This window comes from Curtobacterium sp. NPDC086286 (assembly GCF_044746255.1).
Taxonomy (GTDB): Bacteria; Actinomycetota; Actinomycetes; order Actinomycetales; family Microbacteriaceae; genus Curtobacterium.
This window is the reverse complement of the sequence record NZ_JBIVBW010000005.1, coordinates 189,733-212,303: the sequence shown is the minus strand read 5'-3', so window position 1 is coordinate 212,303 and position 22,571 is coordinate 189,733. Positions and strand designations below refer to the sequence as shown.

21 protein-coding genes are annotated in these 22,571 nt (G+C 70.8%); 9 read left to right on the top strand and 12 right to left on the bottom strand.

From position 1 onward, the window contains the following. The 4 genes from ACIPKM_RS11160 to ACIPKM_RS11145 form a co-directional block, all read right to left on the bottom strand. Entirely contained in the window at positions 1 to 1,359 is a 1,359-nt protein-coding gene (locus ACIPKM_RS11160; protein WP_374115163.1) for an ABC transporter permease, read from the bottom strand. Positions 1,360 to 1,408: 49 nt separating this feature from the next. Beyond that, complete coding sequence (locus tag ACIPKM_RS11155) at positions 1,409 to 2,929, bottom strand: ABC transporter ATP-binding protein (RefSeq protein WP_402736731.1); 1,521 nt, start codon at positions 2,927 to 2,929, stop codon at positions 1,409 to 1,411. A 75-nt stretch (positions 2,930 to 3,004) separates the two neighbouring features. Then, the gene (locus ACIPKM_RS11150; RefSeq protein ID WP_070418441.1) at positions 3,005 to 4,081 is read right to left on the bottom strand and encodes a BMP family protein; all 1,077 of its coding nucleotides are present in this window, start codon (positions 4,079 to 4,081) and stop codon (positions 3,005 to 3,007) included. 209 nt (positions 4,082 to 4,290) lie between these two features. Further along, entirely contained in the window at positions 4,291 to 5,406 is a 1,116-nt protein-coding gene (locus ACIPKM_RS11145) for a mannose-1-phosphate guanylyltransferase (RefSeq protein WP_070418440.1), read from the bottom strand. Positions 5,407 to 5,662: 256 nt separating this feature from the next. Between ACIPKM_RS11145 and ACIPKM_RS11140 the strand changes: the two genes are divergently transcribed. From ACIPKM_RS11140 to ACIPKM_RS11115, 6 genes are all read left to right on the top strand, one after another. Further along, on the top strand, positions 5,663 to 6,901 hold the full coding sequence (locus ACIPKM_RS11140; protein ID WP_229086419.1) for a glycosyltransferase family 1 protein: 1,239 nt from the start codon (positions 5,663 to 5,665) through the stop codon (positions 6,899 to 6,901). Between the two features lie 78 nt (positions 6,902 to 6,979). Continuing rightward, the gene (gene sdhC, locus ACIPKM_RS11135) at positions 6,980 to 7,429 is read left to right on the top strand and encodes a succinate dehydrogenase, cytochrome b556 subunit (protein ID WP_402736730.1); all 450 of its coding nucleotides are present in this window, start codon (positions 6,980 to 6,982) and stop codon (positions 7,427 to 7,429) included. 11 nt (positions 7,430 to 7,440) lie between these two features. Further along, positions 7,441 to 7,887 carry a succinate dehydrogenase, hydrophobic membrane anchor protein gene (gene sdhD / locus ACIPKM_RS11130; protein ID WP_070418438.1) on the top strand — a complete coding sequence of 149 codons (447 nt, stop codon included), beginning with the start codon at positions 7,441 to 7,443 and terminating at the stop codon, positions 7,885 to 7,887. 70 nt (positions 7,888 to 7,957) lie between these two features. Further along, positions 7,958 to 9,751 (top strand): succinate dehydrogenase flavoprotein subunit, encoded by a 1,794-nt coding sequence (gene sdhA / locus ACIPKM_RS11125; protein WP_070418437.1) that lies wholly within the window; start codon positions 7,958 to 7,960, stop codon positions 9,749 to 9,751. A gap of 1 nt (position 9,752) precedes the next feature. After that, positions 9,753 to 10,526, top strand: a complete 774-nt coding sequence (locus ACIPKM_RS11120; protein ID WP_402736729.1) for a succinate dehydrogenase iron-sulfur subunit — start codon at positions 9,753 to 9,755, stop codon at positions 10,524 to 10,526. 75 nt (positions 10,527 to 10,601) lie between these two features. Next, entirely contained in the window at positions 10,602 to 11,246 is a 645-nt protein-coding gene (locus ACIPKM_RS11115) for a TNT domain-containing protein (RefSeq protein ID WP_070418435.1), read from the top strand. A gap of 74 nt (positions 11,247 to 11,320) precedes the next feature. Here the strand turns inward: ACIPKM_RS11115 and ACIPKM_RS11110 are convergent, their stop codons facing one another. The 4 genes from ACIPKM_RS11110 to ACIPKM_RS11095 form a co-directional block, all read right to left on the bottom strand. After that, complete coding sequence (locus tag ACIPKM_RS11110) at positions 11,321 to 11,986, bottom strand: DUF805 domain-containing protein (protein WP_306577305.1); 666 nt, start codon at positions 11,984 to 11,986, stop codon at positions 11,321 to 11,323. Next, positions 11,983 to 12,507 carry a DUF805 domain-containing protein gene (locus ACIPKM_RS11105; RefSeq protein WP_070418434.1) on the bottom strand — a complete coding sequence of 175 codons (525 nt, stop codon included), beginning with the start codon at positions 12,505 to 12,507 and terminating at the stop codon, positions 11,983 to 11,985. The genes ACIPKM_RS11110 and ACIPKM_RS11105 overlap by 4 nt, the downstream gene beginning before the upstream one ends. Before the next feature lie 72 nt (positions 12,508 to 12,579). After that, positions 12,580 to 13,524 (bottom strand): zinc-binding alcohol dehydrogenase family protein, encoded by a 945-nt coding sequence (locus ACIPKM_RS11100; RefSeq protein ID WP_402736728.1) that lies wholly within the window; start codon positions 13,522 to 13,524, stop codon positions 12,580 to 12,582. A 10-nt stretch (positions 13,525 to 13,534) separates the two neighbouring features. Then, positions 13,535 to 14,797, bottom strand: coding sequence for an ice-binding family protein (locus ACIPKM_RS11095; protein WP_402736727.1), 1,263 nt, complete (start codon positions 14,795 to 14,797; stop codon positions 13,535 to 13,537). A gap of 186 nt (positions 14,798 to 14,983) precedes the next feature. On the opposite strand from ACIPKM_RS11095, the gene ACIPKM_RS11090 reads away from it, so the two are divergent. Then, the gene (locus tag ACIPKM_RS11090) at positions 14,984 to 15,982 is read left to right on the top strand and encodes a diacylglycerol kinase family protein (RefSeq protein WP_083414139.1); all 999 of its coding nucleotides are present in this window, start codon (positions 14,984 to 14,986) and stop codon (positions 15,980 to 15,982) included. Positions 15,983 to 16,074: 92 nt separating this feature from the next. Here ACIPKM_RS11090 and ACIPKM_RS11085 read toward each other — a convergent pair whose 3' ends face one another. From ACIPKM_RS11085 to ptsP, 4 genes are all read right to left on the bottom strand, one after another. Continuing rightward, the gene (locus ACIPKM_RS11085) at positions 16,075 to 17,232 is read right to left on the bottom strand and encodes a mannitol-1-phosphate 5-dehydrogenase (protein WP_071294737.1); all 1,158 of its coding nucleotides are present in this window, start codon (positions 17,230 to 17,232) and stop codon (positions 16,075 to 16,077) included. Beyond that, positions 17,229 to 17,666: a PTS sugar transporter subunit IIA gene (locus tag ACIPKM_RS11080; protein WP_022907882.1), complete on the bottom strand. Its 438-nt coding sequence runs from the start codon at positions 17,664 to 17,666 to the stop codon at positions 17,229 to 17,231. Before ACIPKM_RS11080 ends, ACIPKM_RS11085 begins: the two co-directional genes overlap by 4 nt. A gap of 85 nt (positions 17,667 to 17,751) precedes the next feature. Next, complete coding sequence (locus ACIPKM_RS11075; RefSeq protein WP_336698474.1) at positions 17,752 to 19,308, bottom strand: PTS mannitol transporter subunit IICB; 1,557 nt, start codon at positions 19,306 to 19,308, stop codon at positions 17,752 to 17,754. A gap of 65 nt (positions 19,309 to 19,373) precedes the next feature. Continuing rightward, positions 19,374 to 21,029 carry a phosphoenolpyruvate--protein phosphotransferase gene (ptsP, locus tag ACIPKM_RS11070; protein ID WP_083403184.1) on the bottom strand — a complete coding sequence of 552 codons (1,656 nt, stop codon included), beginning with the start codon at positions 21,027 to 21,029 and terminating at the stop codon, positions 19,374 to 19,376. A gap of 266 nt (positions 21,030 to 21,295) precedes the next feature. Here ptsP and ACIPKM_RS11065 point away from each other — a divergent pair, with 266 nt between their 5' ends. Both ACIPKM_RS11065 and ACIPKM_RS11060 read left to right on the top strand, forming a co-directional pair. Beyond that, positions 21,296 to 22,066, top strand: coding sequence for a DeoR/GlpR family DNA-binding transcription regulator (locus tag ACIPKM_RS11065; protein ID WP_070419505.1), 771 nt, complete (start codon positions 21,296 to 21,298; stop codon positions 22,064 to 22,066). Positions 22,067 to 22,142: 76 nt separating this feature from the next. After that, positions 22,143 to 22,415: an HPr family phosphocarrier protein gene (locus tag ACIPKM_RS11060; RefSeq protein ID WP_070418429.1), complete on the top strand. Its 273-nt coding sequence runs from the start codon at positions 22,143 to 22,145 to the stop codon at positions 22,413 to 22,415. The last annotated feature ends 156 nt before the right edge of the window (positions 22,416 to 22,571 follow it).

Sequence of the window (22,571 nt, the reverse complement as noted above, 5' to 3'; positions counted from 1 at the left end):
TCACGCGGCGACCGCCTTCTTGCTCTGCTTGTTGCGGGTTCGGCGACGGGCGCCCGGCTGCGGGATCCGGAAGATCGCGCGGACGAGCGGCGGCGCCGCGATGAAGAGGACGATGAGGGCCTGGATGACGCCCACGATGTCGATCGGGATGCCGTTCGCGGCCTGCATGGCGTAGCCGCCGTTCTTCAGGACGCCGAACAGGATCGCGGCCCAGAACACGCCCCACGGCTTCGACCGGCCGAGCAGCGCCACGGTGATGGCGTCGAACCCGATGCCGGCGTCGATGCCGGAGGTGAACCCGGTCGTGACCGCGCCCTGCACCTGGTACGCGCCGGCGATGCCGACGAGGGCACCGGAGATGACGAGGACCCAGATGGTCAGGGACGGCACGCTCATGCCCGCCACGCGAGCGGCACGCGGGTTCTCACCGATGGTGCGGAAGCGGAAGCCGAGCGAGGACTTGTTCACGAGCCACCACACGACGACGACCGCGATGATCGCCACGACGAAGCCGAGGTCCACGCCGTAGCGCACCCCGAACAGCGGCGGGAGCACCGCGCTGTCCTTCGTCGCGGGCGAGATCGGGTTCGGGCTGCCCGGCGCCTGCAGCAGGCCCGGCGTGCGGAGCAGGTAGCTCACGAGGTACAGCGCGACGTAGTTGAGCATGATGGTGAGGACGACCTCGTTGGCACCGGTCCGCGCCTTGAGGACGCCGACGATCCCGGCCCACACCGCACCGCCGACGATGCCGGCGACGATCGTGAGCGGGATGTGGATCGCCGCGGGGCCGTCGAACGAGAAGCCGACCCAGCCGGCCGCCGCGGCGCCCATCAGGATCTGGCCCTGGCCGCCGATGTTGAACAGGCCGGCGCGGAACGACAGCGCGATGCCGAGACCGGCCGCGATGAGCGGCACGGCGTAGTCGATCGAGCGGGTCAGCGGGACGATGGCCTGCTGGAAGCTCGACGCGCCGAAGTTGACGACGGACCCCTCGAACAGCGACGCGTACGCCCCGCCGACCGCGGTGCCGATCGCCCGGAAGGTGTCGGCCGGACGGGCGAAGAAGTACCCGGCGGCCGAGCGGACGTTCTCGTCGGTGATGGCGATGAGGATGCCGCACGCGACGAGGGCGAGCACGACGGCGAGGACCGTGACGAGCGCGGAGCCGTTGACGATGCCCTGCAGTGCGGCCTGCCAGCGGTCGCCGCCCTGGCGTCGCTCGGTGTCCTCGGCGGAGTCCGTCATGAGGTGCGGGGTGGACTCGACGTCCTGCAGGCGGTCGTCGGTCAGCGGTGCGTCCGGCTGCGTGTCGGCCGTCGGCTGGGCATCCGGCTGCGTGTTGTCTGGCGTGTTGCTCACGCTGCCAGCTCCGTTCCGGTCGTGGTGGGCTCTGTGAGTTCCCCGGCCATCATGCGACCTGTTCCGTTCCTTCTGGGAGTTCCCCGGCCATCATCAGGCCGAGGACGTCGCGCGGGGTGTCCGCAGGGACGATGCCGACGATCCCGCCGCGGTACATCACGGCGATCCGGTCGGCGAGTGCCACGACCTCGTCGAGCTCCGTGGAGACGACGATGACCGGGACACCGGTGTCGCGGGTGGCGACGATGCGCTTGTGCACGAACTCGATCGACCCGACGTCGATGCCGCGGGTCGGCTGTGCCGCGACGAAGAGGCGCAGGTCGCGGCTCAGCTCGCGGGCGAGGACGATCTTCTGCTGGTTGCCGCCGGACAGCCGGCCGGCCGCGGTGGTGCGGCCCGGCGTGCGGATGTCGAACTCGGCGATCTTCTCGTCGGCGAACGCGTCGCGCTCCGCCGATCGGATCGTGCCGGCGCGGACGAACTCGGCGTGGTCGGCACGGTCGAGCATGAGGTTCTCGGCGATGGTGAACTCGCCGACGAGCCCGTCTTCCTTCCGGTCCTCCGGGACGAAGCCGACGCCGGCGTCGAGGATCTGCTTGACGGTGCGGCCGGTGAGCTCGCGCCCGTCGAGCGTGACGTGGCCGGCGTGCACCGGCTCGAGGCCGAGGATCGCCTCGGTCAGCTCGGTCTGCCCGTTGCCCTGCACCCCGGCGATGGCGAGGACCTCGCCGCGCCGGACCGTGAACGAGACGTCGTCGACGAGGACGATGCCGGACGGGTCGGTGACGGTCAGCCCGTCGACGACGAGGGCGTCCTCACCACCGGTGGCCGGTGCCTTGTCGACGACGAGGGAGACGGCACGGCCGACCATGAGCGCCGCGAGCTCGTTGTTCGTCGCGGTGGGCGATGCCTCGCCGACGACCTTGCCGAGGCGGATCACGGTGATGCGGTCGGCGACCTCGCGGACCTCGCGCAGCTTGTGGGTGATGAACACGATCGCGGTGCCGGCCGCACGGAGCTGCCGCATGATGCCCATCAGCTCGTCGGTCTCCTGCGGGGTGAGGACGGCCGTCGGCTCGTCGAACACCAGGACCGAGGCGTCGCGGGACAGCGCCTTGATGATCTCGACCCGCTGCTGGACACCGACGGGGAGGTCCTCGACCTTGGCGTCCGGGTCGACGTCGAACCCGAAGCGCTCGGAGATCTCCCGCACGCGCTTGCGGGCGCCGGCGAGGTCGAGCCGGCCGCCGAACGCGGTCTGCTCCTGGCCGAGCATGACGTTCTCGGCGACGGTGAAGACGGGGACGAGCATGAAGTGCTGGTGCACCATGCCGATGCCGGAACGCATGGCGTCACCGGGTCCGTCGAAGTCCTGGACGACGTCGTCGAGGAGGATCTCGCCCTCGTCCGCCTGGTACAGGCCGTACAGGACGTTCATCAGGGTCGACTTGCCGGCGCCGTTCTCCCCGAGGAGACAGTGGACCTCACCGGGCTCGACGGTGAGCGAGATGTGGTCGTTGGCGACGAGGGGGCCGAACCGCTTCGTGATGCCGCGGAGTTCGAGCTTCATGTTCTCTGGGTCTGTTTCTGTGATCGACGCACGGAAACGCGGGCGAGGGAGGTTCCCCCGCCCGCGTTCACCGGACTACTTGACGGTCGCCTTGGTCTCGACCTTGATCGAGCCGTCGATGATGCCCGACTTGATGGTGTCGAGCTCCTTCTCGAGGCCGCTGTCGACCTTGTCGGCGTAGTCGTGGAACGGCGCGATGCCGACGCCGTCGTTCTTCAGCGTGCCGACGTACGGCTCGTTGGAGTACTTCTTGTCGGCGGCCTGCTCGACGACGTCCTTGACGGCGGGGCGCATGCCCTTCTCGACGGACGTGAACGCGATGTCCTTGTAGCGCGGGTCGGCCTCGTAGAGGTCGCTGTCCGCACCGATCAGCACGGAGCCGTTGTTCGCGTCCTTGATGGCCTCGGCTGCCGACTGGTAGATCGGGCCACCGACGGGCAGGATCACGTCGGCGTCCTGGTCGATCAGGGTCTGCGCGACGGCCTTGGCCTGCGTGCCGGCCTCGAAGCCGCCCGTGAAGGAGCCCTTCTGGCTGTCGACGTCCCAGCCGACGACCTTGACGTCCTTCGACTTCTGCTCGTTGTAGTACTTCACGCCGTCCGCGAAGCCGTCCATGAAGATGGTGACGGTCGGGATCTGCATGCCACCGAAGGTGCCGACGACGCCGCTCTTCGAGTACGAGGCGGCCGCGTAGCCGGCGAGGAACGCCGCCTGCGAGGTGTCGAACGTGATCGGCTTGACGTTCTTCGCGTCGATCGAGTTGTCGTCGATGATCGCGAAGTCGGTGTCGGGGTTCGCCGCGGCCTGCTTCTTCGTGGCGTCGGCGAGGTTGAAGCCGACGGTGACGATGAGGTTGCAGTTCTGGCCGATGAGCTGCTCGATGTTCGAGTCGTAGACGGTGGCGTCCTTGGACTCGGCCGACTTGTAGGTGGCACCGAGGTCGGACGCGGCGTCCTTCATGCCCTCGAACCCGAGCTGGTTGAACGACTTGTCGTCGAAGCCACCGGCGTCGGAGACCATGCAGGGGCGGAAGCTGGTCTTGTTGTCGCCGGACGCGGTGTCGGACGGGGCGGCCGAGCAACCGGCGAGGACGGCGACGGTACCGGCGAGCGCGAGGGAGCTCAGCAGGACCTGACGGGTACGAGATGTCACGGGTGGGTTCCTCCGGGGAGCGTGCCCGGACCACGTGCGTTCCGGGCGATCGTGGCGACAGTACACGACCGCCCGGCCGGTACAGAACGCCCCTGAGGGACTCCTGGGATCAGTTACGGGATCGCGACCGCGCCGAAACGCGCCCGTAACGCGAAGTCACGGTTCTGCCCCCAGTTCGGGGGACGTCAAGCGCTTTTCGTGATGGAGCGCTACAGGACGTCGCCGCGGCCGCTGATCTTCAGTGCATCCACCACACCCTTGACGCGCTGCGCGTTCGCACTGGTGGTCACGAGCAGGGCGTCGGGGGTGTCCACGACGACGATGTCCTCGACGCCGATGAGCGAGATGAGCCGCTGGCTGTGCGAGACGACGATGCCGCTCGACGAATCCGCGAGGATGCGAGCGCCGTCCCCGAGCACCGCGAGGTTGTTCGCACGGCCGCCGGACTGCAGCTTCGCGAGCGAGGCGAAGTCGCCGACGTCGTCCCAGTCGAAGTCGCCGGGGATGACCGCCATGCGCCCAGCGGCGGCGGCGGGCTCGGCGACCGTGTAGTCGATGGCGATCTTCTCGAGGTTCGGCCACACCGCGTCCACGACGGCACCACGGGCCGAGGTGTCCCACGCGTCGGCGAGCTCCTCGATGCCGGCGAGCAGCTCGGGCTTCGTCCGGCCGATCTCGGCGAGCAGCACGTCGGCGCGGGCGATGAACATGCCCGCGTTCCAGAGGTAGGTGCCCTGCTCGACGTACGAGCGCGCGGTGTCGAGGTCGGGCTTCTCAACGAAGGAGCGCACCGCGTGGGCGGTCGGGGCGCCCTCGATGCCGATCGGGTCGTCGTGCGCGTGGATGTACCCGAAGCCGATCGCCGGCTCGGTCGGCGTGATGCCGATCGTCGTGATGTAGCCGGCGCGTGCGGCGACGACCGCTTCGCGGACCGACCGGCGGAAACCCCGGGCGTCACCGATGACGTGATCGGCCGCGAAGGAGCCGATGACGACGTCCGGCTCGCGGCGGCGCAGGATCGCCGCGGCCAGGCCGATGGCCGCCGTGGAGTCCTTCGGCTCGCTCTCGAGCACCACGTTGTGGTCCTCGACGCCGGGGAGCTGCGACTCGACGGCGACGCGGTGCGCACGGCCGGTGACGACCATGATCCGCTGCTCGCCGGCCAGGGGCGCGAGACGGTCCCACGTCTGCCGGAGCAGCGAGGTGCCGGACCCGGTCAGGTCGTGCAGGAACTTGGGCGCGTCCGCACGCGACAACGGCCAGAGCCGCGATCCGATGCCCCCGGCGGGGATGATCGCGTAGAAGTCCTCGAGTGCGTCTGCCACGTGCTCACCGTACCGGTGCGGCCGGGCGCGACCTGGGTGGTTCCCGCACGCTTCCCGCACGCACGCGGTGCGGGAGTCCGCACACGGCCCCCGCAGCCGGCCCGCCGGTCGTGCGCCGCGCCTCCAGTCCGTTCGTCCACCACCCGCGGACGCGACCGTTCGCCACCCGCCGACGCGGCTGTTCACCGCCTGCGTGCCGGGCGTTCACGTCGACGGCCCCGCGGGGACACGCCGCGCGCGGACCATGGACACCGCCATGAACGCACGCAGCGTGGAGCGCGGCACGTCCCAACGGACCGTCGCCGTCGTGACCGAGAGCTTCCTGCCCACCCTCAACGGCGTCACCACCAGCGTCCTCGCGGTGCTGGACCACCTGGAACGCCGCGGTCACCGCGCGGTCGTCATCGCGCCGGACACCCCCGGCATCGCGCAGTTCCGCTCGCGGACCGCGGTGGAGCGGTACCGCTCCTTCGACGTCCACCGGGTCCCGGCCGTCGCGTACCGCCAGTTCCCGGTCGCGCTCCCCCACCCGGTGCTCGACACGATCCTCGCCGCCTCCGGCGCCGACGTGCTCCACGCCGCGAGTCCGTTCCTGCTGGGCGGGCGCGCGATCACGGCGGCCGGGAGGCTCGGCATCCCCTCCGTCGCCGTCTTCCAGACCGACGTGGCCGGGTTCGCCCGCCGCAACGGCCTGACCGCGACCGTCCCGTTGGTGCGGAAGATCCTCGGACGCATCCACGCCGGCGCCTCGCTGACGCTCGCGCCGTCGAGCGCGACCGCGGCGATGCTCGCCGAGGACGGCGTCCCCCGCGTCGCGCGCTGGGGCCGCGGCGTCGACACCGAGCTGTTCCACCCCGCGCGCCGCTCGTCGGCGCACGTGCGGGCGCTCCGGCGGCGGATCGCCCCGCGCGGCGAGACCATCGTCGGGTACGTCGGGCGGCTCGCGCCCGAGAAGGAGGTCGAGCGGCTCGCCGAGCTCGGCGGCATCCCCGGGATCCGGATCGTGGTCGCGGGCGGTGGTCCCTCCCGGGCCGCGCTCGAACGGCGCCTCCGCCACCTGGACGTCACGTTCACCGGTCCGCTCCGCGGGGACGCGCTCGCGGACGCCTACGCGGCCCTGGACCTGTTCGTCCACACGGGACCGGCGGAGACATTCGGCCAGACCCTGCAGGAGGCGCACGCCAGCGGGCTGCCGGTCGTCGCGCCGAGCGCCGGCGGGCCGCTCGACCTCGTCGCGCCGGGACTCGACGGCGAGTTGTACGACCCGGACGAGCCACAGGCCCTGCGCCGAGCCGTCCTCGCCCTGCACCACGACCGCGCCCTGGCCGAGCGGATGGGCTCCGCCGGGCGCCTCCGGGTCGAGGGGACGACGTGGGAGGCGATCGGCGACGAACTGCTCGACCACCACGACACGGCCCGCACGATCGGCGCGCCGCCCGCCACGACGCGGGGTGCCCGGACCGGTTGGCACGAGAAGGTCAGCGCACGCGCATAGGATGGGTCGTGTTCCACACGAACACGAACGGCAAGGGCTCGCCGATCGGGCGAGCCCGTCCTATGGGAGGACGAGCTCATGGCCGAGCAGACCGCAGGGGGTACGGCGACCGCCGCACCCCAGGTGACGATCGAGGCGCCGCGCGCTTCTCGGACACCGCAGGGGACGCTCTACCGGGGGTCCACCGGCATGTGGTCCTGGGTCCTGCACCGCATCACCGGTGTGGCGATCTACTTCTTCCTGCTCGTGCACATCCTCGACACCGCCCTCGTGCGGCTCTCCCCCGAGGCGTACAACGCGGTCATCGGCACGTACAAGACGCCGATCATGAACCTCGGTGAGATCGCGCTCGTGATGGCCATCGTCTTCCACGCGTTCAACGGGCTCCGGATCATCCTCATCGACTTCTGGTCGAAGGGCCCGAAGTACCAGCGGTCCATGTTCTGGATCGTGATCGTCCTCTGGGCCATCGCCATCGCCGGCTTCCTGCCGCGCCAGCTCATGAACCTCGTCGCGGACTTCAACTAGGGGGCATCCGGATGACCACGCAGACCATCGAGCCCCCGCGCTCGGCAGCAGCAGCCCGCCGCTCCACCAACTGGGAGAAGTGGGGCTGGATCTACATGCGCGGCTCGGGCGTCCTGCTCGTCGTGCTGATCTTCGGGCACCTCTTCGTCAACATGGTGGCGGGCGAAGGCGTCAAGCAGATCGACTTCGCGTTCGTCGCCGGCAAGTGGGCGTCGCCGTTCTGGCAGGTGTGGGATTCGCTCATGCTCGTCCTCGCGCTGATCCACGGTTCGAACGGCATGCGGACGATCGTCAACGACTACGTCTCGAAGCCGGGCATCCGCAAGACCCTGCTCGTCGCGATCCTCATCGCCTGCGTCGTGCTCATCGTGCTCGGCCTGCTCGTGTGCTGGACGTTCGACCCGTGCCCCGCCGGCGCAGCCGCCGCGGACCTGCCGTCGTTCTGCCCGGCCCAGTAGCCGCAGCACGCGTCCTCGACCTCGCCGCCGCACGCCCCTGCCGGCACGGCACCACTCCTGAAAGGCCCCAGTGACCGAGACCACCGTTCACCACCACCAGTTCGACATCGTCATCATCGGCGCGGGCGGTGCCGGCATGCGTGCCGCCATCGAGGCCGGCCCGAAGGCGAAGACGGCCGTCATCTCGAAGCTGTACCCGACGCGTTCGCACACCGGTGCGGCGCAGGGCGGGATGGCCGCGGCGCTCGCCAACGTCGAAGAGGACTCGTGGGAGTGGCACACCTTCGACACGATCAAGGGCGGCGACTACCTGGTCGACCAGGACGCCGCCGAGATCCTCGCAAAGGAAGCCATCGACGCGGTCATCGACCTCGAGAACATGGGCCTGCCGTTCAACCGCACGCCCGAGGGCAAGATCGACCAGCGGCGCTTCGGCGGTCACACCCGCGACCACGGCAAGTCCCCCGTCCGCCGGGCCTGCTACGCCGCGGACCGCACGGGCCACATGATCCTGCAGACGCTGTTCCAGAACTGCGTGAAGCTCGGCGTGAACTTCTTCAACGAGTTCTACGCGCTCGACCTCATCATGGTCGACGTCGTCGGCGAGGACGGCGTCACCCGCAAGCAGCCCGCCGGTGTCGTGGCGTACGAGCTCGCGACCGGTGACCTCCACGTCTTCCACGCCAAGGCGATGATCTTCGCGACCGGTGGCTTCGGCAAGATGTACAAGACCACCTCGAACGCACACACCCTGACCGGCGACGGCGTCGGCATCGTCTGGCGCACCGGCCTCCCGCTCGAGGACATGGAGTTCTTCCAGTTCCACCCGACCGGACTCGCCGGCCTCGGCATCCTCCTCACCGAGGGCGCCCGCGGCGAGGGCGCGATCCTCCGCAACGCCTCGGGCGAGCGGTTCATGGAGCGCTACGCCCCCACCATCAAGGACCTCGCCCCGCGTGACATCGTCGCCCGGTGCATGGTGCAAGAGGTCGCCGAGGGCCGTGGCGCCGGGCCGAACAAGGACTACGTGCTGCTCGACTGCACGCACCTCGGGGCCGAGGTGCTCGAGACCAAGCTCCCCGACATCACCGAGTTCGCGCGCACCTACCTCGGTGTCGACCCGGTCGTCGAGCCGGTGCCCGTCATGCCGACGGCGCACTACGCGATGGGCGGCATCCCGACCAACACCGACGCCGAGGTCCTGTACGACAACACCACGGTCGTCCCCGGGCTCTACGCCGCCGGTGAGTGCGCCTGCGTGTCCGTCCACGGCTCGAACCGCCTCGGCACCAACTCGCTGCTCGACATCAACGTCTTCGGCAAGCGCTCGGGCAACAACGCGGCCGAGTGGGTCAAGACCGCCGAGTTCCTCCCCCTGCCCGAGGACCCGGCCGCCGGCGTCCGCGACATGCTCGCCCAGCTCCGTGCCTCGACCGGCACCGAGCGCATCGCCGTGCTCCGCAAGGAACTGCAGGACGAGATGGACAAGAACGCGCAGGTGTTCCGCACCGACGAGTCGCTCGCCCGCGTCACCGAGACCATCCACACGCTCCGGAACCGCTTCCTGCAGGTCTCCGTGCAGGACAAGGGCAAGCGGTTCAACACCGACCTGCTCGAGGCCGTCGAGCTCGGGTTCCTGCTCGACCTCGCCGAGGTCGTCGTGTACTCCGCGCGGAACCGCAAGGAGTCCCGCGGCGGCCACATGCGTGACGACTACCCGAAGCGCGACGACGAGAACTACATGCAGCACACCATGGCGTACCTGACGGGCGACCCGCACTCGTCACTCGCCGACGACCACATCACCCTCGACTGGAAGCCAGTCGTCGTGACGCGGTACCAGCCGATGGAGAGGAAGTACTGAGATGACCGACACCCTGGTCTCCGACGCACCCCGCACCGACACCGTGCAGGACGCCCCTCCCGGATCGTTCCCGGTGACGCTCATCATCCGCCGGTTCGACCCGGACGTCGACGACGAGCCGCGCTGGCAGGACTTCGACGTCATGATGCTGCCGACCGATCGCATCCTCGACGCACTCCACAAGATCAAGTGGGACCAGGACGGCTCCCTGACCTTCCGGCGCTCCTGCGCGCACGGTGTCTGCGGCTCCGACGCCATGCGCATCAACGGGCGCAACCGGCTGGCGTGCAAGACGCTGATCAAGGACCTCGACGTGTCGAAGCCGATCTACGTCGAGGCGATCAAGGGCCTGCCGCTCGAGAAGGACCTCGTCGTCGACATGGAGCCGTTCTTCAAGTCCTTCCGAGAGGTCCAGCCGTTCCTGCAGCCCGCGGCCGCCCCCACCCCGGGCAAGGAGCGCATCCAGTCGGTGGCCGACCGTGCGCGCTTCGACGACACCACGAAGTGCATCCTCTGCGCCGCGTGCACGTCGTCCTGCCCGGTGTTCTGGACGGACGGCCAGTACTTCGGCCCCGCCGCCATCGTGAACGCGCACCGGTTCATCTTCGACTCGCGCGACGACGCGGCCGACGTCCGGCTCGACATCCTCAACGACAAGGAGGGCGTGTGGCGCTGCCGCACGACCTTCAACTGCACCGACGCCTGCCCGCGTGGCATCCAGGTCACGAAGGCGATCTCCGAGGTCAAGCAGGCCGTCATGCGGGGCCGAGCCTGACGACGTCGCCGGGACGGGGCCGACGCTCGGCTCCGTCCAAGGCACGTCAGGGGCACCACCGATAGGCTCCGCTCCATGACCTTCGCGGACACCCGCCCCATCCTCGACCAGCTCGGCTACACGATCCGCTACGTGCAGCTCCCAGGAGAGACCCTGCACGAGCCCCCGGTCGAGGGCGCGCTGCGCGTCGTCGCGGTCGAGGGCACGGGCGACTTCGCGCTCGAGGTCGTCGACTACGGCACCGCGCGGCGTCTCGCGACCGCCCGGGGCGAAGCGGACGCGGTCGAGATGCTCCGTCGCTTCCTCAACCGGCCGTTCCCGGCGCCGAAGGACATCCCCCGGTACGAGCTCGACGGGCTCCGCGACCGGGCGGCGTCGACGTACCCGCAGCTCGCGCAGCAGGTGGCGCAGGCGGGCGAGCAGGGCCTCACGATCCAGGTGCCGGCCGGCGTGCCGGTGGACCGCGTCGGTGGCCCGGACGGCTACCTGCTGCACCCGCTCGACACCCCGCTGCCGCAGCGCTCACTGCCGCCGCACGTCGCGTCGGCACCCGAGACGCACCGCTACCTGGTCGAACGGCCGTTCCTGGTGACGGTCCGGTTCGTCCAGCCCTGGTTCGACCAGCCCGGAGGCGCGTTGCGCTTCCAGACGGCGGATCCGTCCGTCACGGTGCGCGACCTGGTCGTGGACGGTTCGCTCTCGCGGCTCCGGGTGGTCTGACCCGCGCCCCGACCGCACCACGACGAAGCGGCCCGCCCCCTGCCGGGGCGGGCCGCTTCGTCGTGGTGGTCGCGCTACCCGAGGTCGGGGCGGTCGTACTGCGCACCGGCCGGGTTCGACTCGAGGGCGCCGAAGACGATCCCGGCGATCCCGACGAACAGCGCGATGAGCCAGAACGGTCCGGCCAGGTTCGCGTCGTGCACCCGGCGCCACCCCAGGGCCAGGCTCGGCACGATCGTCGCGAGCCACCAGAGCCCCCAGACCCCGCCGATCAGCAGCGCGACGACGGGCGGCCCCACGGCGTCGGACCGTGCCACGCCGTACGCGTCGGTCGAGGTGTTCGCCGCGATCCAGGAGAACAGCGCGACGAGGTAGGCGCCGAGGAAGACGAGGTTGACCAGCCCGTTGGCGAGCGCCCAGAACCAGAACTCGCTCCGGCTGGCGCGCCCGTCGAACCGCGCGTACTTCTTGAAGAACCGCGTGGCGGCGTCGAGGAAGCCGATGCCGTACCAGGGTGCCCAGAGCGGGGGCGTGCCGTCCGGCCCGACCGGGATCGGGGGCTGGAGCTGCGCGTACGGCTGACCGTAGGGCGGGAACGTCTGGCCGTACTGCTGGCCGTTCTGCTGCCCGTACGGCGCCGAGTGTTGGCCGTACGGCGCGGAGGGCTGGCCGTTCGGCTGCCCGGCCGGCGGCTGCTGCCCGTCCGGCTGTCCCCACCCGGGTTCGCCGCCGGTCGTCATCGCGAACCGGTCGGTCGGTCGAACCGGGCGCCCTGCGGGTTCGACGGCAGGAACATCATGATGAACACCGCGACCGCACCGAGGAACGGGATGAGCAGCAGCAGCGCGAAGAGCCCGCTGATGTTCGCGTCGTGGAGGCGTCGCACGATGAGCGCCAGCGTCGGGATGATGAGCGCGAGTCCGACGATCCAGAAGGCCGTCCCGGCGAGCGGGTTGGTCGACATCGTCGAGAAGCCCACGTACGTCGACGAGGTCGTGGTGGTCGTCGTGCCGGTGGCCGCCGTCAGGATGCCCGTGATGATCGACGCCACCGTGCCGATGATGGCGCTCCAGAGGTACCACCACCAGTACTCGCTGCGGCTCGCGCGGCCGCTGAACGTCGCGTACTTCTTGAAGAAGCGCGAGAACGCCTTGCCGAACGAGATGCCGTACCAGGGCGCCCAGATCGGCGGTTCGCCCCCGGGCCCGGTCGGTGCGGGCTGCTGGCCGTACGGGTTCTGCGGCGGGTACTGGTCGGTCATGGGTCCCCCTCGGGTGTTGGCTGAAGTACGAGTGCGATTCAACCAGAACGCCCCGGCCACGTCCGCGCCGGATCAGGGGACGAGCGCGAGCTTCCCGCCGGGGTGCTGCGACTCGAGCACCTCGGCCGCGGACTTCGCCTCGGCCAGCGGGAACGTCCGCGCGACGGGGACGGCGAGCTGCCCGTCGCCCGCGAGGTCGATGAGTCGCTGCCGCACCGAGTCGCGGAACGCCTTGCTCTCCGGCTGGGCTCCGCCGATCGCCCGGATGCCGTCGGCTCCCGCTCGACCGAACGCGGCGATCGTGACGATGCGCGACCGGTCCGCGACGAGCGCGAGCGAGACGTCGACGGCCTCGTCGGTCCCGACGCAGTCGAGCGCGACGTCGACGCCCTCACCCGTGCCGTCGGCCACGAGTGCCCGGACCCGGTCCTCGAGTCCGTCGCCGTAGGCGATCCACTCCCCGCCGAAGGCCGCGACGGTGTCGGCGTTGCGCTCGGAGGCGGTGCCGATGACCCGCGCTCCGAGGAGCCGCAGCTGCTGCAGGAGGCTGACCCCGACGGCGCCGGCGGCCCCGTGCACGAGCACCGTGTCGTTCCCGGACGCCCGGGTCACCCGCAGCATGTCGGCGGCGGTGGTGCCGGCGAGCAGGAGGTTCGCGGCTTCGGGGAAGCCGAGCGTCGCGGGCTTGGCGAACACGTCCCGCGCCGGCACCGTGAGGCGCTCCGCCCACCCGCCCTCGACACGGAACGCGAGGACCTCGTCACCGACCGCTCCCCCGCCGGACGCGATCTCGGTGTCCGGACCGACGGCGCTCAGGACGCCCGCGACCTCGTAGCCGATCGCGATCGGCAGGTCCGACGGGTCGCCCTGTCGGGTGTGCTTCGTGTCGGCGGGGTTCATGCCCGCAGCGCGGACGTCGATCGTCACCTCGCCGGGCCCCGGGGCCGGCACCTCGGTCTCGACGTACTCGAGGACTTCGCTGCCGCCGAACCGCGGGGCCACCCAGTGTTTCGTCATGCTCCCGACGCTACGCGCGCGGTGCCGGACGTCGTCGGGCACGCAGGGTACGAGCCCGCAGCACGAGCAGCGCGGAGCCGGCGACGAGGAGTGCTCCGGCGATCGTGAGCGGCACCGTCGGGTCGCTGCCGGTGAAGGCGAGTTCCGCCGGGGAGTTCCCGGAACCACCGCTGCCCGAGCCCGCAGCGACCGGCACGGCCGGAGCGCTCGACGTCGGTGCCGACGGAGTGGGGGTCGGCGTGGGGACCACCGCGGGAGCGCGGACGGTGAGGACGTACGTCTCGGTGTCGGCCGGGGCCGTGCCGTTGTCCGCCGTGATCGTCACCGTCGTGGTGCCGGGCGTCGTCGGGGTGCCGGAGATGACCCCGGTCGTCGGGTTGATCGTGAGCCCGGGCGGCAGGGTCCCGCCGTCCGAGTACGTGGGCGCGGGCGTTCCCGTCGCCGTCACCGGGAACGAGTAGGGCGTGCCGGCGGTCGCGGCCGTGGGGGTGCCGGACGTGATGGTCGGAGCCACCGTCTCGGAGGGGGTGCCGGGGGCCGGGCACCCGGTCGGCGCGGTGATCGTGTTCGTGTCGAGCGTGACGGCCGCGGTGCGCGCGAGCAGACGCCCGACGACGGTCGCACCCGTGGTGGCCGTGACGGACTGGTCCGCGAGGACCGTGCCCTGGAACTGCGCGGCGCTGCCGATCGTCGCCGAACTGCCGACCTGCCAGAAGACGTTGCAGGAGCTCGCGCCACCCGTGGTGAGGATGCGCGTGCCCGATCCGATCGTCAGCGTCGACGCGGCCTGGAACACCCACACGGAGTCGGCGCTGCCCGCGAGCGTCAGCGTCCCGGTGTCCGCGAGTCGCAGTGCGTCGCCGGTGTAGACGCCGGGCGACAGGCTGAGGCCGTTCAGCTCCGAGATGCCGGTCTGCGTCGGGGTCAGCGACGCCGCGACGTCGTACGCGGTCGTGGTGTCGGCCTGGGCCTGGGTCGCTGCCGCGTCGGTCTGGTGCACCGTGCCGTTCACGATCCCGTTGCCGGGTCCGCCGAACCCGGTGATCGAGGTCCCCGGGGAGAGGCCGAGGTCGCCCTGGACGGTGGTGGGCCCGGTGTTCGTGACGGTCGAGGCGCCGAGGACGCCGTACGTCGCGGCCGTGCCGAGCCCGATCGGACCGTCGATGACGGTCGCGGCCGAGGCGGGACCGGAGGACGCGAGCGCCAGCGCTGCCGCCAGTCCGATCCCGGTGCCGATGAGGGTGAGTGAGCGGACGATGGGCGTGCTGGCCATGACGGCCCCTGCCTGTTCAGGAGAGGTACCGCACAGGTGTCGAAGTCACCCGGCACTCGCCGTGCCGCGAGTCTCGCTCGCTCACCTGTGCGCGAGGGTCCCGATTGCCAGGTTCGGCGGATCCGCGGGGATCGGACACACCGGTCCGCGGCGCGATCGCCTCGCGTCCGGCGGTACCGTCGACTGGTGCCCTCCACTCCCGCAGCCCCCGACCGCACGCACCGGACGGCCGGCCCGCAGCACGCGGCCGTCGTCGTGAACCCCTCCGCGGTCGACCTCGCCGCCCTCCGCTCGGCGGTCGCCACCGAGCAGGGGTCGCTCGGCTGGGCGGACACCGCCTGGTTCGAGACCGCGGCCGACGACGACGGCCGCGCCGCCGCACGCGCCGCTCGTGACAGCGCACCCGACGTCGTGCTGGTCGTCGGTGGCGACGGCACGCTGCGGGTCGCAGCCGAGGTGCTGCACGGGTCCGGCATCCCGATCGCCCTGCTCCCGACGGGCACCGGCAACCTCTACGCACGGAACCTCGGCATCCCGATCGGTGACGTCACCGCGGCCGTCCGGTCGGCGTTCCACGGCGCTGACCGTGCCGTCGACGTCGCCTTCGCCGCGCTCACCACCGCGGACGGGGACACGACCGAGCACGCGTTCCTCGTGATGGCGGGGATCGGGCTCGACGCCCGGATGGCCGCGGACACGAACGCCGGCCTGAAGAAGCGCTTCGGCTGGCTCGCTTACTCCGACCCGATCATGCGGTCCGTGGTCGGCAACCGCCAGGTCGACCTCCGGTACCGCCTCGACGAGGGCGACGAGCACAGCATGCGGGCGCACACCGTCATCGTGGGCAACTGCGGGACCCTCACGGCGGGCCTGCTGCTCCTCCCCGAAGCGCAGCCGGACGACGGACTCCTCGACGCGGTGGCGTTCCGCCCGCGTGGCGCCTTCGGCTGGACGAAGATCGGCTACGGCCTGTCGCTCAACCGCTTCTACCACCGGACGCGCTTCGGACGGCTGCTCGCGCGCTTCCTGCCGCGGTCGCGGACACTCGGCTACACGACGGCGCGGCGACTCGACCTCGTGCTCGACGAGCCCGAACAGCTGCAGTTGGACGGTGATCCGTTCGGCCTGGTGGCCGCTGCCAGCCTGCGCGTCGAGCACGGCGGTCTCGTGCTGCGGACGGCCTGACACGGCGGTCCGACGTGGGTGCGTAACGGACGGGAGGCGCGGTGCCAGCCGGCACCGCGCCTCCAGTCCGTCAGGTGGATGCGTCGAGGACGCTAGGCGCGCGCGGACCGCACCCGGTCCGCGAACGCGGCGTGCAACGGGTGCTGCTCGTCGAGCCCGGTGATCTCGGTCACGACCTCGGCGTCGCTCCGGTCCGAGCGCAGCAGCGCCTGGAGCTCGACGCTCTGCTCGTCGTCCGGCACGTCGAAACGCAGCGCGGCGCCCATGGCGTCGAGCAGCGCCGTCGGCTCCGTGCCGTCCTCGGCGAGGGCGGCGGCGGGCGACACGAAGCGCTCGTCGCGGGAGAGCTTGCGCAGCGGCTGTCGGCCGACGCGCGTCACGGTGTCGGGCAGGTGCGGGTTCTCGAAGCGCCCGATGATGGCCTGCACGTACGCACGGTGCACCTCGGGGTCGAGCTCGTGGCGGCGGACGAGCAGGTCGCTCGTCTCGGCGAGCACGGACTCGAGCTCGGACCGGACCGCGGGGATCGCGATGGCGTCCGAGATCTTGTCCGCCCCGGCGAGGAAGCCGTGGTACGCGACGGTCGCGTGCCCGGTGTTCACCGTGAAGAGCTTGCGCTCGATCGACGCAGCGAGGCCGTCGACGTAGTGGGCGCCGGGGATCTCCGGCTCGTTCCCGCCGAACGGCGTGCGGTCGATGGCCCACTCGAAGTAGGTCTCGACGGTGACGTCCAGGCCGGCGCCCTCGGGCTGCGCCGGGACGATGCGGTCGACCGCGGTGTTCGCGAAGACGGCCTTGGCGAGGGCCTGGTCGCGGACGTCGGCGGGGAGCGCCTCGACGATGAACTCGCGCAGGCGGTCGGTGGCGTTGAGGGCGTTCTCGCACGCCATCACGGCGATCGGCGCGGCGTCCGCGTCGCGCTGCTGGAGCGCCTTCGCGATGACCGGTGCGATGAACTTCAGGACGTTCGGTCCGACGGCGCAGGTGACGATGGACGCCGTGGCGATCTCGGCGACGACGGCCGATTCGTCCTGGGCGCTGTTCAGGGCGCGGAAGTTCGTGACCTCGTGGTCGCGCGCGTTCTGACCGACCTCGTGCACGGTGTACGAGTCGGCTGCGGCGAGTGCGTCGATGAGGGGCGCGGCGACGTCGGCGAAGACGACCTCGTAGCCGGCCTCGTGCAGGAGCAGTCCGACGAAGCCGCGGCCGATGTTGCCCGCGCCGAAGTGGACGGCGGTGGGGGTGCTCACTCGTTGACCTCGCCGAGGATCGACAGGATCGCGGCGGTGTCCGGTGCGTCGGTCAGCTTCTGGACCTCGTCCTCGTCGCTGAACACGATCGCGATCTTGGACAGGATGTCGAGGTGCTCGTTGTTGACGCCCGCGATGCCGACGACGAAGCGGACGGGGTTGCCGTCCCAGTCGATCGGGGTCGCGTAGCGGATGAACGACAGCGCCGAGGACTTGATGGCGTCCTTCGCGTCGTTCGTGCCGTGCGGGATGGCGAGGAAGTTCCCCATGTAGGTCGAGACACTCTTCTCGCGCTCGAGCATCGCCGGGTAGTAGTCCGCCGTGACCGCGCCTGCAGCCTCGAGGATCTCGGCAGCCTCCTTCATCGCCTCCGACTTGGTCGGTGCGGTGTCCTCGGTGTGGATCCGGATCTGGCTCTCCTGCAGGACGGGCATCGGGGTTCTCCTTGCTTCGTGACGTGGCGTCGTGGACGTGTGGAGGGGACGAGCCGTGGCCCGTCCCCTCCGATACTGCACTTCGTTACTGGTTCTTGAGCTGTTCGACGACCTGGTCGTACTGCGGCGCGTTCATGAAGTTGCCGACCGACACGTGCTGTGCGTTCGGGTTCTTCTGCTTCGCGCGCTCCGTCAGCTCCTCCTGCGTGATGATCAGGTCCTCGTCACCGGAGAGGTTCGCGATCGCCTTGTTGGAGACCGTGACCCCTTCGATGCCCGCCTTCTTGATCTTGTTGCGGAGGACGCTGGCGCCCATCGCGCTGGAGCCCATGCCGGCGTCGCAGGCGAACACGAGGTTCTGGACGCGGGTCGCGGTCGCGGTGGTCGCCGAACCGACGCCACCGAGCGAGGCCTCGGCCTCCTCCTCGTTCGCCGGGGAGTTGTTGCCGAGCAGGCCCGAGGTCGCGGCGTTGACGTCGCGGCCCTTGTTCGCCTGGAGCTTCGCCATCGCGGCGCTCATGTCGCCGCCGCCGTTCGCGAGGTCACGCTTGCGGGTCGCGATGAGGAAGAACGACGCGACCGCGAACGACACCGCTGCGGACAGGATGACCGAGAGGATGACGCCGAGGAAGCTGTCCTTCGCCGTCGCACCGAGCACCGCGAAGATCGATCCGGGCGACGCCGGGGCGACGAGACCGGAGTGAAACGCGACGTTGGTCGCGACGCCCGTGGCACCACCGAGGATGACGGCGATGAACAGGACCGGCTTCTGCAGCACGTACGGGAAGTAGATCTCGTGGATGCCGCCGAGGAACTGGATGATGATCGCGCCGGGAGCGGTCGAGCGGGCGATGCCGACACCGAAGAAGGTGAAGGCGAGCAGGATGCCGAGACCCGGGCCGGGGTTCGCCTCGAGCAGGAAGAGGATGCTCTTGCCGGACTCCTGGACCTGCTGCGCGCCGAGCTGGTCGAGCACACCGTGGTTGATGGCGTTGTTGAGGAAGAACACCTTGGCCGGCTCGATGATCACGCTGGCGAGCGGGAGCAGCGAGTGCTGGACGAGGAAGTTCACCGCGTCGCCGAGGCCCTCGGCGATGAGCTTGAACAGCGGCGCGAGCCAGAAGAACCCGGCCATGGCCAGCCCGAAGCCGAGGATGCCGGCCGCGTAGTTGTTCACGAGCATCTCGAAGCCCGGCCGGATCTTGCCGTCCCAGAGCTTGTCGATCTGCTTGATGAGGTACGCGCCGAGCGGCCCGCAGATCATCGCGCCGAGGATCATCGTCGTGCCGTTGGCGCCGATGATGACACCCATGGTCATGATCGAACCGACCACCGCACCACGGGTCTCGTAGACCATCCGGCCACCCTGGATCGCGATCGCGAGCGGGATGAGGTAGGTCAGGATCGGGCCGACGAGGCCGACGTTCGCGACGCCGCCCGTCTCACCGAAGCCGCCGAGGATGCCCACGGGCGTCCAGCCGGTCTCGATGAAGAAGGCGGTGATGATGCCCCACGCGATGAAGATCGCGATGTTGGGCATGACCATGCCGGAGAGGAACGTGCCGAACTTCTGAACGGCGACGCGTGCGCCGCCCCGCGACTTCGCGGGAGCGTCGGGCGCTGCAACGGACGACGTTGTCATGTGCGGTGACTTTCTGTGAGGTGCTGCTGCTGCGTGTGGAGGGGAGGTGGTGCTGGGGGTTCGGATCAGGCGGCGTGCGTCGCGGCCGCGGCGGACTTGGCGGCCGCCGCCGTGCTCGCGGCGAGTGCCGCCTGGGCCATCTCGCGGGCCTGGTCGAGGGTGTGCTTGCCGAGTTCGGCGCGCACGTCGGCCAGGGCCGCGGGGGTCATGGAGAGGGTCGTGGCGCCGAGACCGACGAGCACGACCGCGAGCAGCGGGTCGGCCGCTGCCTCGCCGCAGATGCCGACGGGCTTGCCGGCGTCCGCACCCGCTGCGCCGAGCTGCGCGACGAGGCGGAGCACGGCGGGGTGCCACGGGTCCTGGTAGGACGCAACGGTGCCGAGCATGCGGTCGGCGGCCATCGTGTACTGGGTCAGGTCGTTCGTGCCGATCGACACGAAGTCGGCGGAGGTGAACACCTGCTCGGCCATCAGCGCGAGCGAGGGGACCTCGGCCATCACACCGGCGGTGCGGATCCCGAGCTCGCGGGCGAGGTCGACGAAGTACTCGGTCTCCTCGGCGTCGGCGACCATCGGGGCCATCACCCAGAGGTCGGCCTCGGTCTCGGCGTCGGCCTGGGCGAGCGCGGTGAGCTGGTCGCGGAGCACCTCGGGGTGGTTCCGGAGCGCCCGGAGACCGCGTCGACCGAGGGCCGGGTTCTCCTCGTCCTTGTCGGTGAGGAACGGCAGGGGCTTGTCGGCACCCGCGTCGAGCGCCCGGACGACGACCTTCTTGCCCGGGAAGGCCTCGAGCAGCTGCTTGTAGGAGTCCTTCTGCTCGTCGACGGTCGGCGCCTTCGGCGAGTCGAGGAAGAGGAACTCGGTGCGGAAGAGCCCCACGCCCTCCGCACCGAGAGCAACGGCGCCCGCGGCGTCGGCCGGGCTGCCGAGGTTCGCGAGCAGCGGGACGGTGTGCCCGTCGGCGAGCGCGCCGGCGGTCAGGGGCGCTGCGGCCGCGGCGAGGCGGTCGGCGATGCGCTGCTCGACGTCGGCGACGAGTTCGGCCGACGGGTCGGTCACGACGGTGCCGGCGGCGGCGTCCACGACGACGACCGTGCCGTCGGCCAGGTCGTCCGCGCCGGTCACGCCGACGATCGCGGTGATGCCCTTGGCACGGGCGAGGATCGCCGTGTGCGAGGTCGGGCCGCCGTCACGCGTGACGAGGGCGAGGACCTTGTCGAGGTCGAGGAGTGCGGTGTCGGCCGGCGCGAGGTCACGGGCGACGAGCACGAAGGGGGTGTCCGACTCGGGCACACCCGGGGCGTGGACGCCGCGGAGCTTGGCGATGATGCGCTGGGCGACGTCGTCGAGGTCGGCCGCACGCTCCCCCATGTACCCGCCCATCGAGACGAGCAGGTCGCGGAACTGGCCGAACGCCTCGAACACGGCGCGCTCGGCGTTGGTGCCGCCGTCGATGCGGGCGTGCACGTCGTCGAGGAGGGTCGGGTCCTGCGCCATGAGCGCCTGCGCCTCGAGCACGGCCTGGGCGTCCCCGCCGGCGAGCTGCCCCCGCTTGTTGAGGTCCTCCGCCACCGCTGCGATCGCGGCGGCCACGGCCTGCTTCGCGTCGTCCGCCGAACCGGTCAGGGCGTCCTTCGACGGTTCGCCGAGCGGGTCGGCCATGCGGAGCACGGGGCCGTGGGCGACGCCACGGCCGACGCCGGTGCCGAGCAGTTCGGACATTCGAGACTCCTTCATCTCACGCGCGCTTGCGGTGGGGTGGTTCGTTCGGTGCGCGCAGCGCGGAGACGGGACCCCGCCGGTGCGGCTGAGCAGCACCATACCCCGATCCACGTTGACAAACAAACACATCCGGGGATAAAAATGCAGAAACAGATGCCCGTTTGCGTCTGGTGGCCGATCCGTTCGGGTCGCTGTCGCCGGAGACGTGCCCGGTCGTGTCCGTTCCGTTCCGACTCCCCCACCGCTTCCGAGACGACGAGGCCCCGATGTACGCACCAGAGCGCCACCAGCGCATCGTCGAACAGGCGCGTGCGCAGGGCCGGGTCGACGTCAAGGACCTCGCCGAGCTGCTCGAGGTGACCCCGGAGACGATCCGCCGCGACCTCACCTCGCTCGAGCGGCGCGGGCTGGTCCGACGTGCGCACGGTGGCGCGATCCCCGTCGAGCGCATCACCCTGCACCCGGGGGTCGGCGACCGTGGCGGCATCAACCAGGCCGAGAAGATGGTCATCGCCGAGGCCGCGCTCGGCGAGCTGCCCGAGAACGGGTCCGTCATGATCGACGCCGGCACCTCGACGATCTGCCTCGCCGAGCTGCTCCCGACCGACCGCGGCCTCACCGTCGTGACGCACTCCCTGCCCGTGGCGATGGCGGTCGCGAACCGGCCGGGCATCGACCTGCACCTGCTCGGCGGCAACATCCGCAGCGACTCGCTCGCCGGCGTCGGCACGTGGACGCACCAGCTCATCGGGATGGTCAGCGTGGACGTCGCGTTCATCAGCATCAACGGCATCACGCCCGAGCGCGGCCTCACGACGCACAACATGGCCGAGGCCGCCGTGAAGTCCGCGATGATCAAGTCCGCGCGCCGCAGCATCCTGCTCGCCGACCACACCAAGTTCGGTCGCGAGGAGTTCGGCCGCGTCGCGCCGCTCGCCGCGATCGACACGATCATCACCGATCCCGGCGTGAACGCCGACCTCGTCCGCGAGGTCGAGGCCGCCGGCACCGAGGTCTTCTGGCCCGGCCGCGACTGACCCTGCGTCCCGCCCCGGAACCGCCCACCCCGCGCTCGCTACCATGAGCCAACCACCCATCGACAGGAGTACATCGATGTCCGAAGCCACCCGCACCGTCACCGTCGCCAGCGCGTCCGGCCTGCACGCACGCCCGGCCTCCCTCTTCGTCCAGACCGTGACCGCGTCCGGCCACCAGGTCACGATCGCGAAGGGCGACAAGTCCGGGAACGCCGGCAGCATCCTCGCGCTCCTCGGCCTCGGCATCGAGAACGGCGACGAGGTCACCCTCACGGTGAACGGCGACGACGCCGAGACCACCGCGGACAGCCTGGTCGAGTTCCTCAAGACGGACCACGACGCGGCCTGATCACACGACGGACGGGAGGCGCGGGGGCCGCGGGCCCCCCGCCCCCCCGCCCGGGGGGGGGGGGGGGGGGGGCGGGCGGGGCCCCCCGCGCGCTTGGCAACACCCCCCACCCGAGAAACCGCCAGACCCGGCCCCCGCCCGAAAACCCCCCGAAAA

What these genes read in the sequence shown, in the direction of transcription:
- ACIPKM_RS11155 (WP_402736731.1), bottom strand. Translation starts at nt 2,929, where the DNA reads ATGAAGCTCGAACTCCGCGGCATCACGAAGCGGTTCGGCCCCCTCGTC.
- ACIPKM_RS11140 (WP_229086419.1), top strand. Translation starts at nt 5,663, where the DNA reads ATGAACGCACGCAGCGTGGAGCGCGGCACGTCCCAACGGACCGTCGCC.
- sdhC (WP_402736730.1), top strand. Translation starts at nt 6,980, where the DNA reads ATGGCCGAGCAGACCGCAGGGGGTACGGCGACCGCCGCACCCCAGGTG.
- sdhD (WP_070418438.1), top strand. Translation starts at nt 7,441, where the DNA reads ATGACCACGCAGACCATCGAGCCCCCGCGCTCGGCAGCAGCAGCCCGC.
- ACIPKM_RS11120 (WP_402736729.1), top strand. Translation starts at nt 9,753, where the DNA reads ATGACCGACACCCTGGTCTCCGACGCACCCCGCACCGACACCGTGCAG.
- ACIPKM_RS11115 (WP_070418435.1), top strand. Translation starts at nt 10,602, where the DNA reads ATGACCTTCGCGGACACCCGCCCCATCCTCGACCAGCTCGGCTACACG.
- ACIPKM_RS11110 (WP_306577305.1), bottom strand. Translation starts at nt 11,986, where the DNA reads ATGACGACCGGCGGCGAACCCGGGTGGGGACAGCCGGACGGGCAGCAG.
- ACIPKM_RS11105 (WP_070418434.1), bottom strand. Translation starts at nt 12,507, where the DNA reads ATGACCGACCAGTACCCGCCGCAGAACCCGTACGGCCAGCAGCCCGCA.
- ACIPKM_RS11100 (WP_402736728.1), bottom strand. Translation starts at nt 13,524, where the DNA reads ATGACGAAACACTGGGTGGCCCCGCGGTTCGGCGGCAGCGAAGTCCTC.
- ACIPKM_RS11095 (WP_402736727.1), bottom strand. Translation starts at nt 14,797, where the DNA reads ATGGCCAGCACGCCCATCGTCCGCTCACTCACCCTCATCGGCACCGGG.
- ACIPKM_RS11080 (WP_022907882.1), bottom strand. Translation starts at nt 17,666, where the DNA reads ATGCCCGTCCTGCAGGAGAGCCAGATCCGGATCCACACCGAGGACACC.
- ACIPKM_RS11075 (WP_336698474.1), bottom strand. Translation starts at nt 19,308, where the DNA reads ATGACAACGTCGTCCGTTGCAGCGCCCGACGCTCCCGCGAAGTCGCGG.
- ptsP (WP_083403184.1), bottom strand. Translation starts at nt 21,029, where the DNA reads ATGTCCGAACTGCTCGGCACCGGCGTCGGCCGTGGCGTCGCCCACGGC.
- ACIPKM_RS11065 (WP_070419505.1), top strand. Translation starts at nt 21,296, where the DNA reads ATGTACGCACCAGAGCGCCACCAGCGCATCGTCGAACAGGCGCGTGCG.
- ACIPKM_RS11060 (WP_070418429.1), top strand. Translation starts at nt 22,143, where the DNA reads ATGTCCGAAGCCACCCGCACCGTCACCGTCGCCAGCGCGTCCGGCCTG.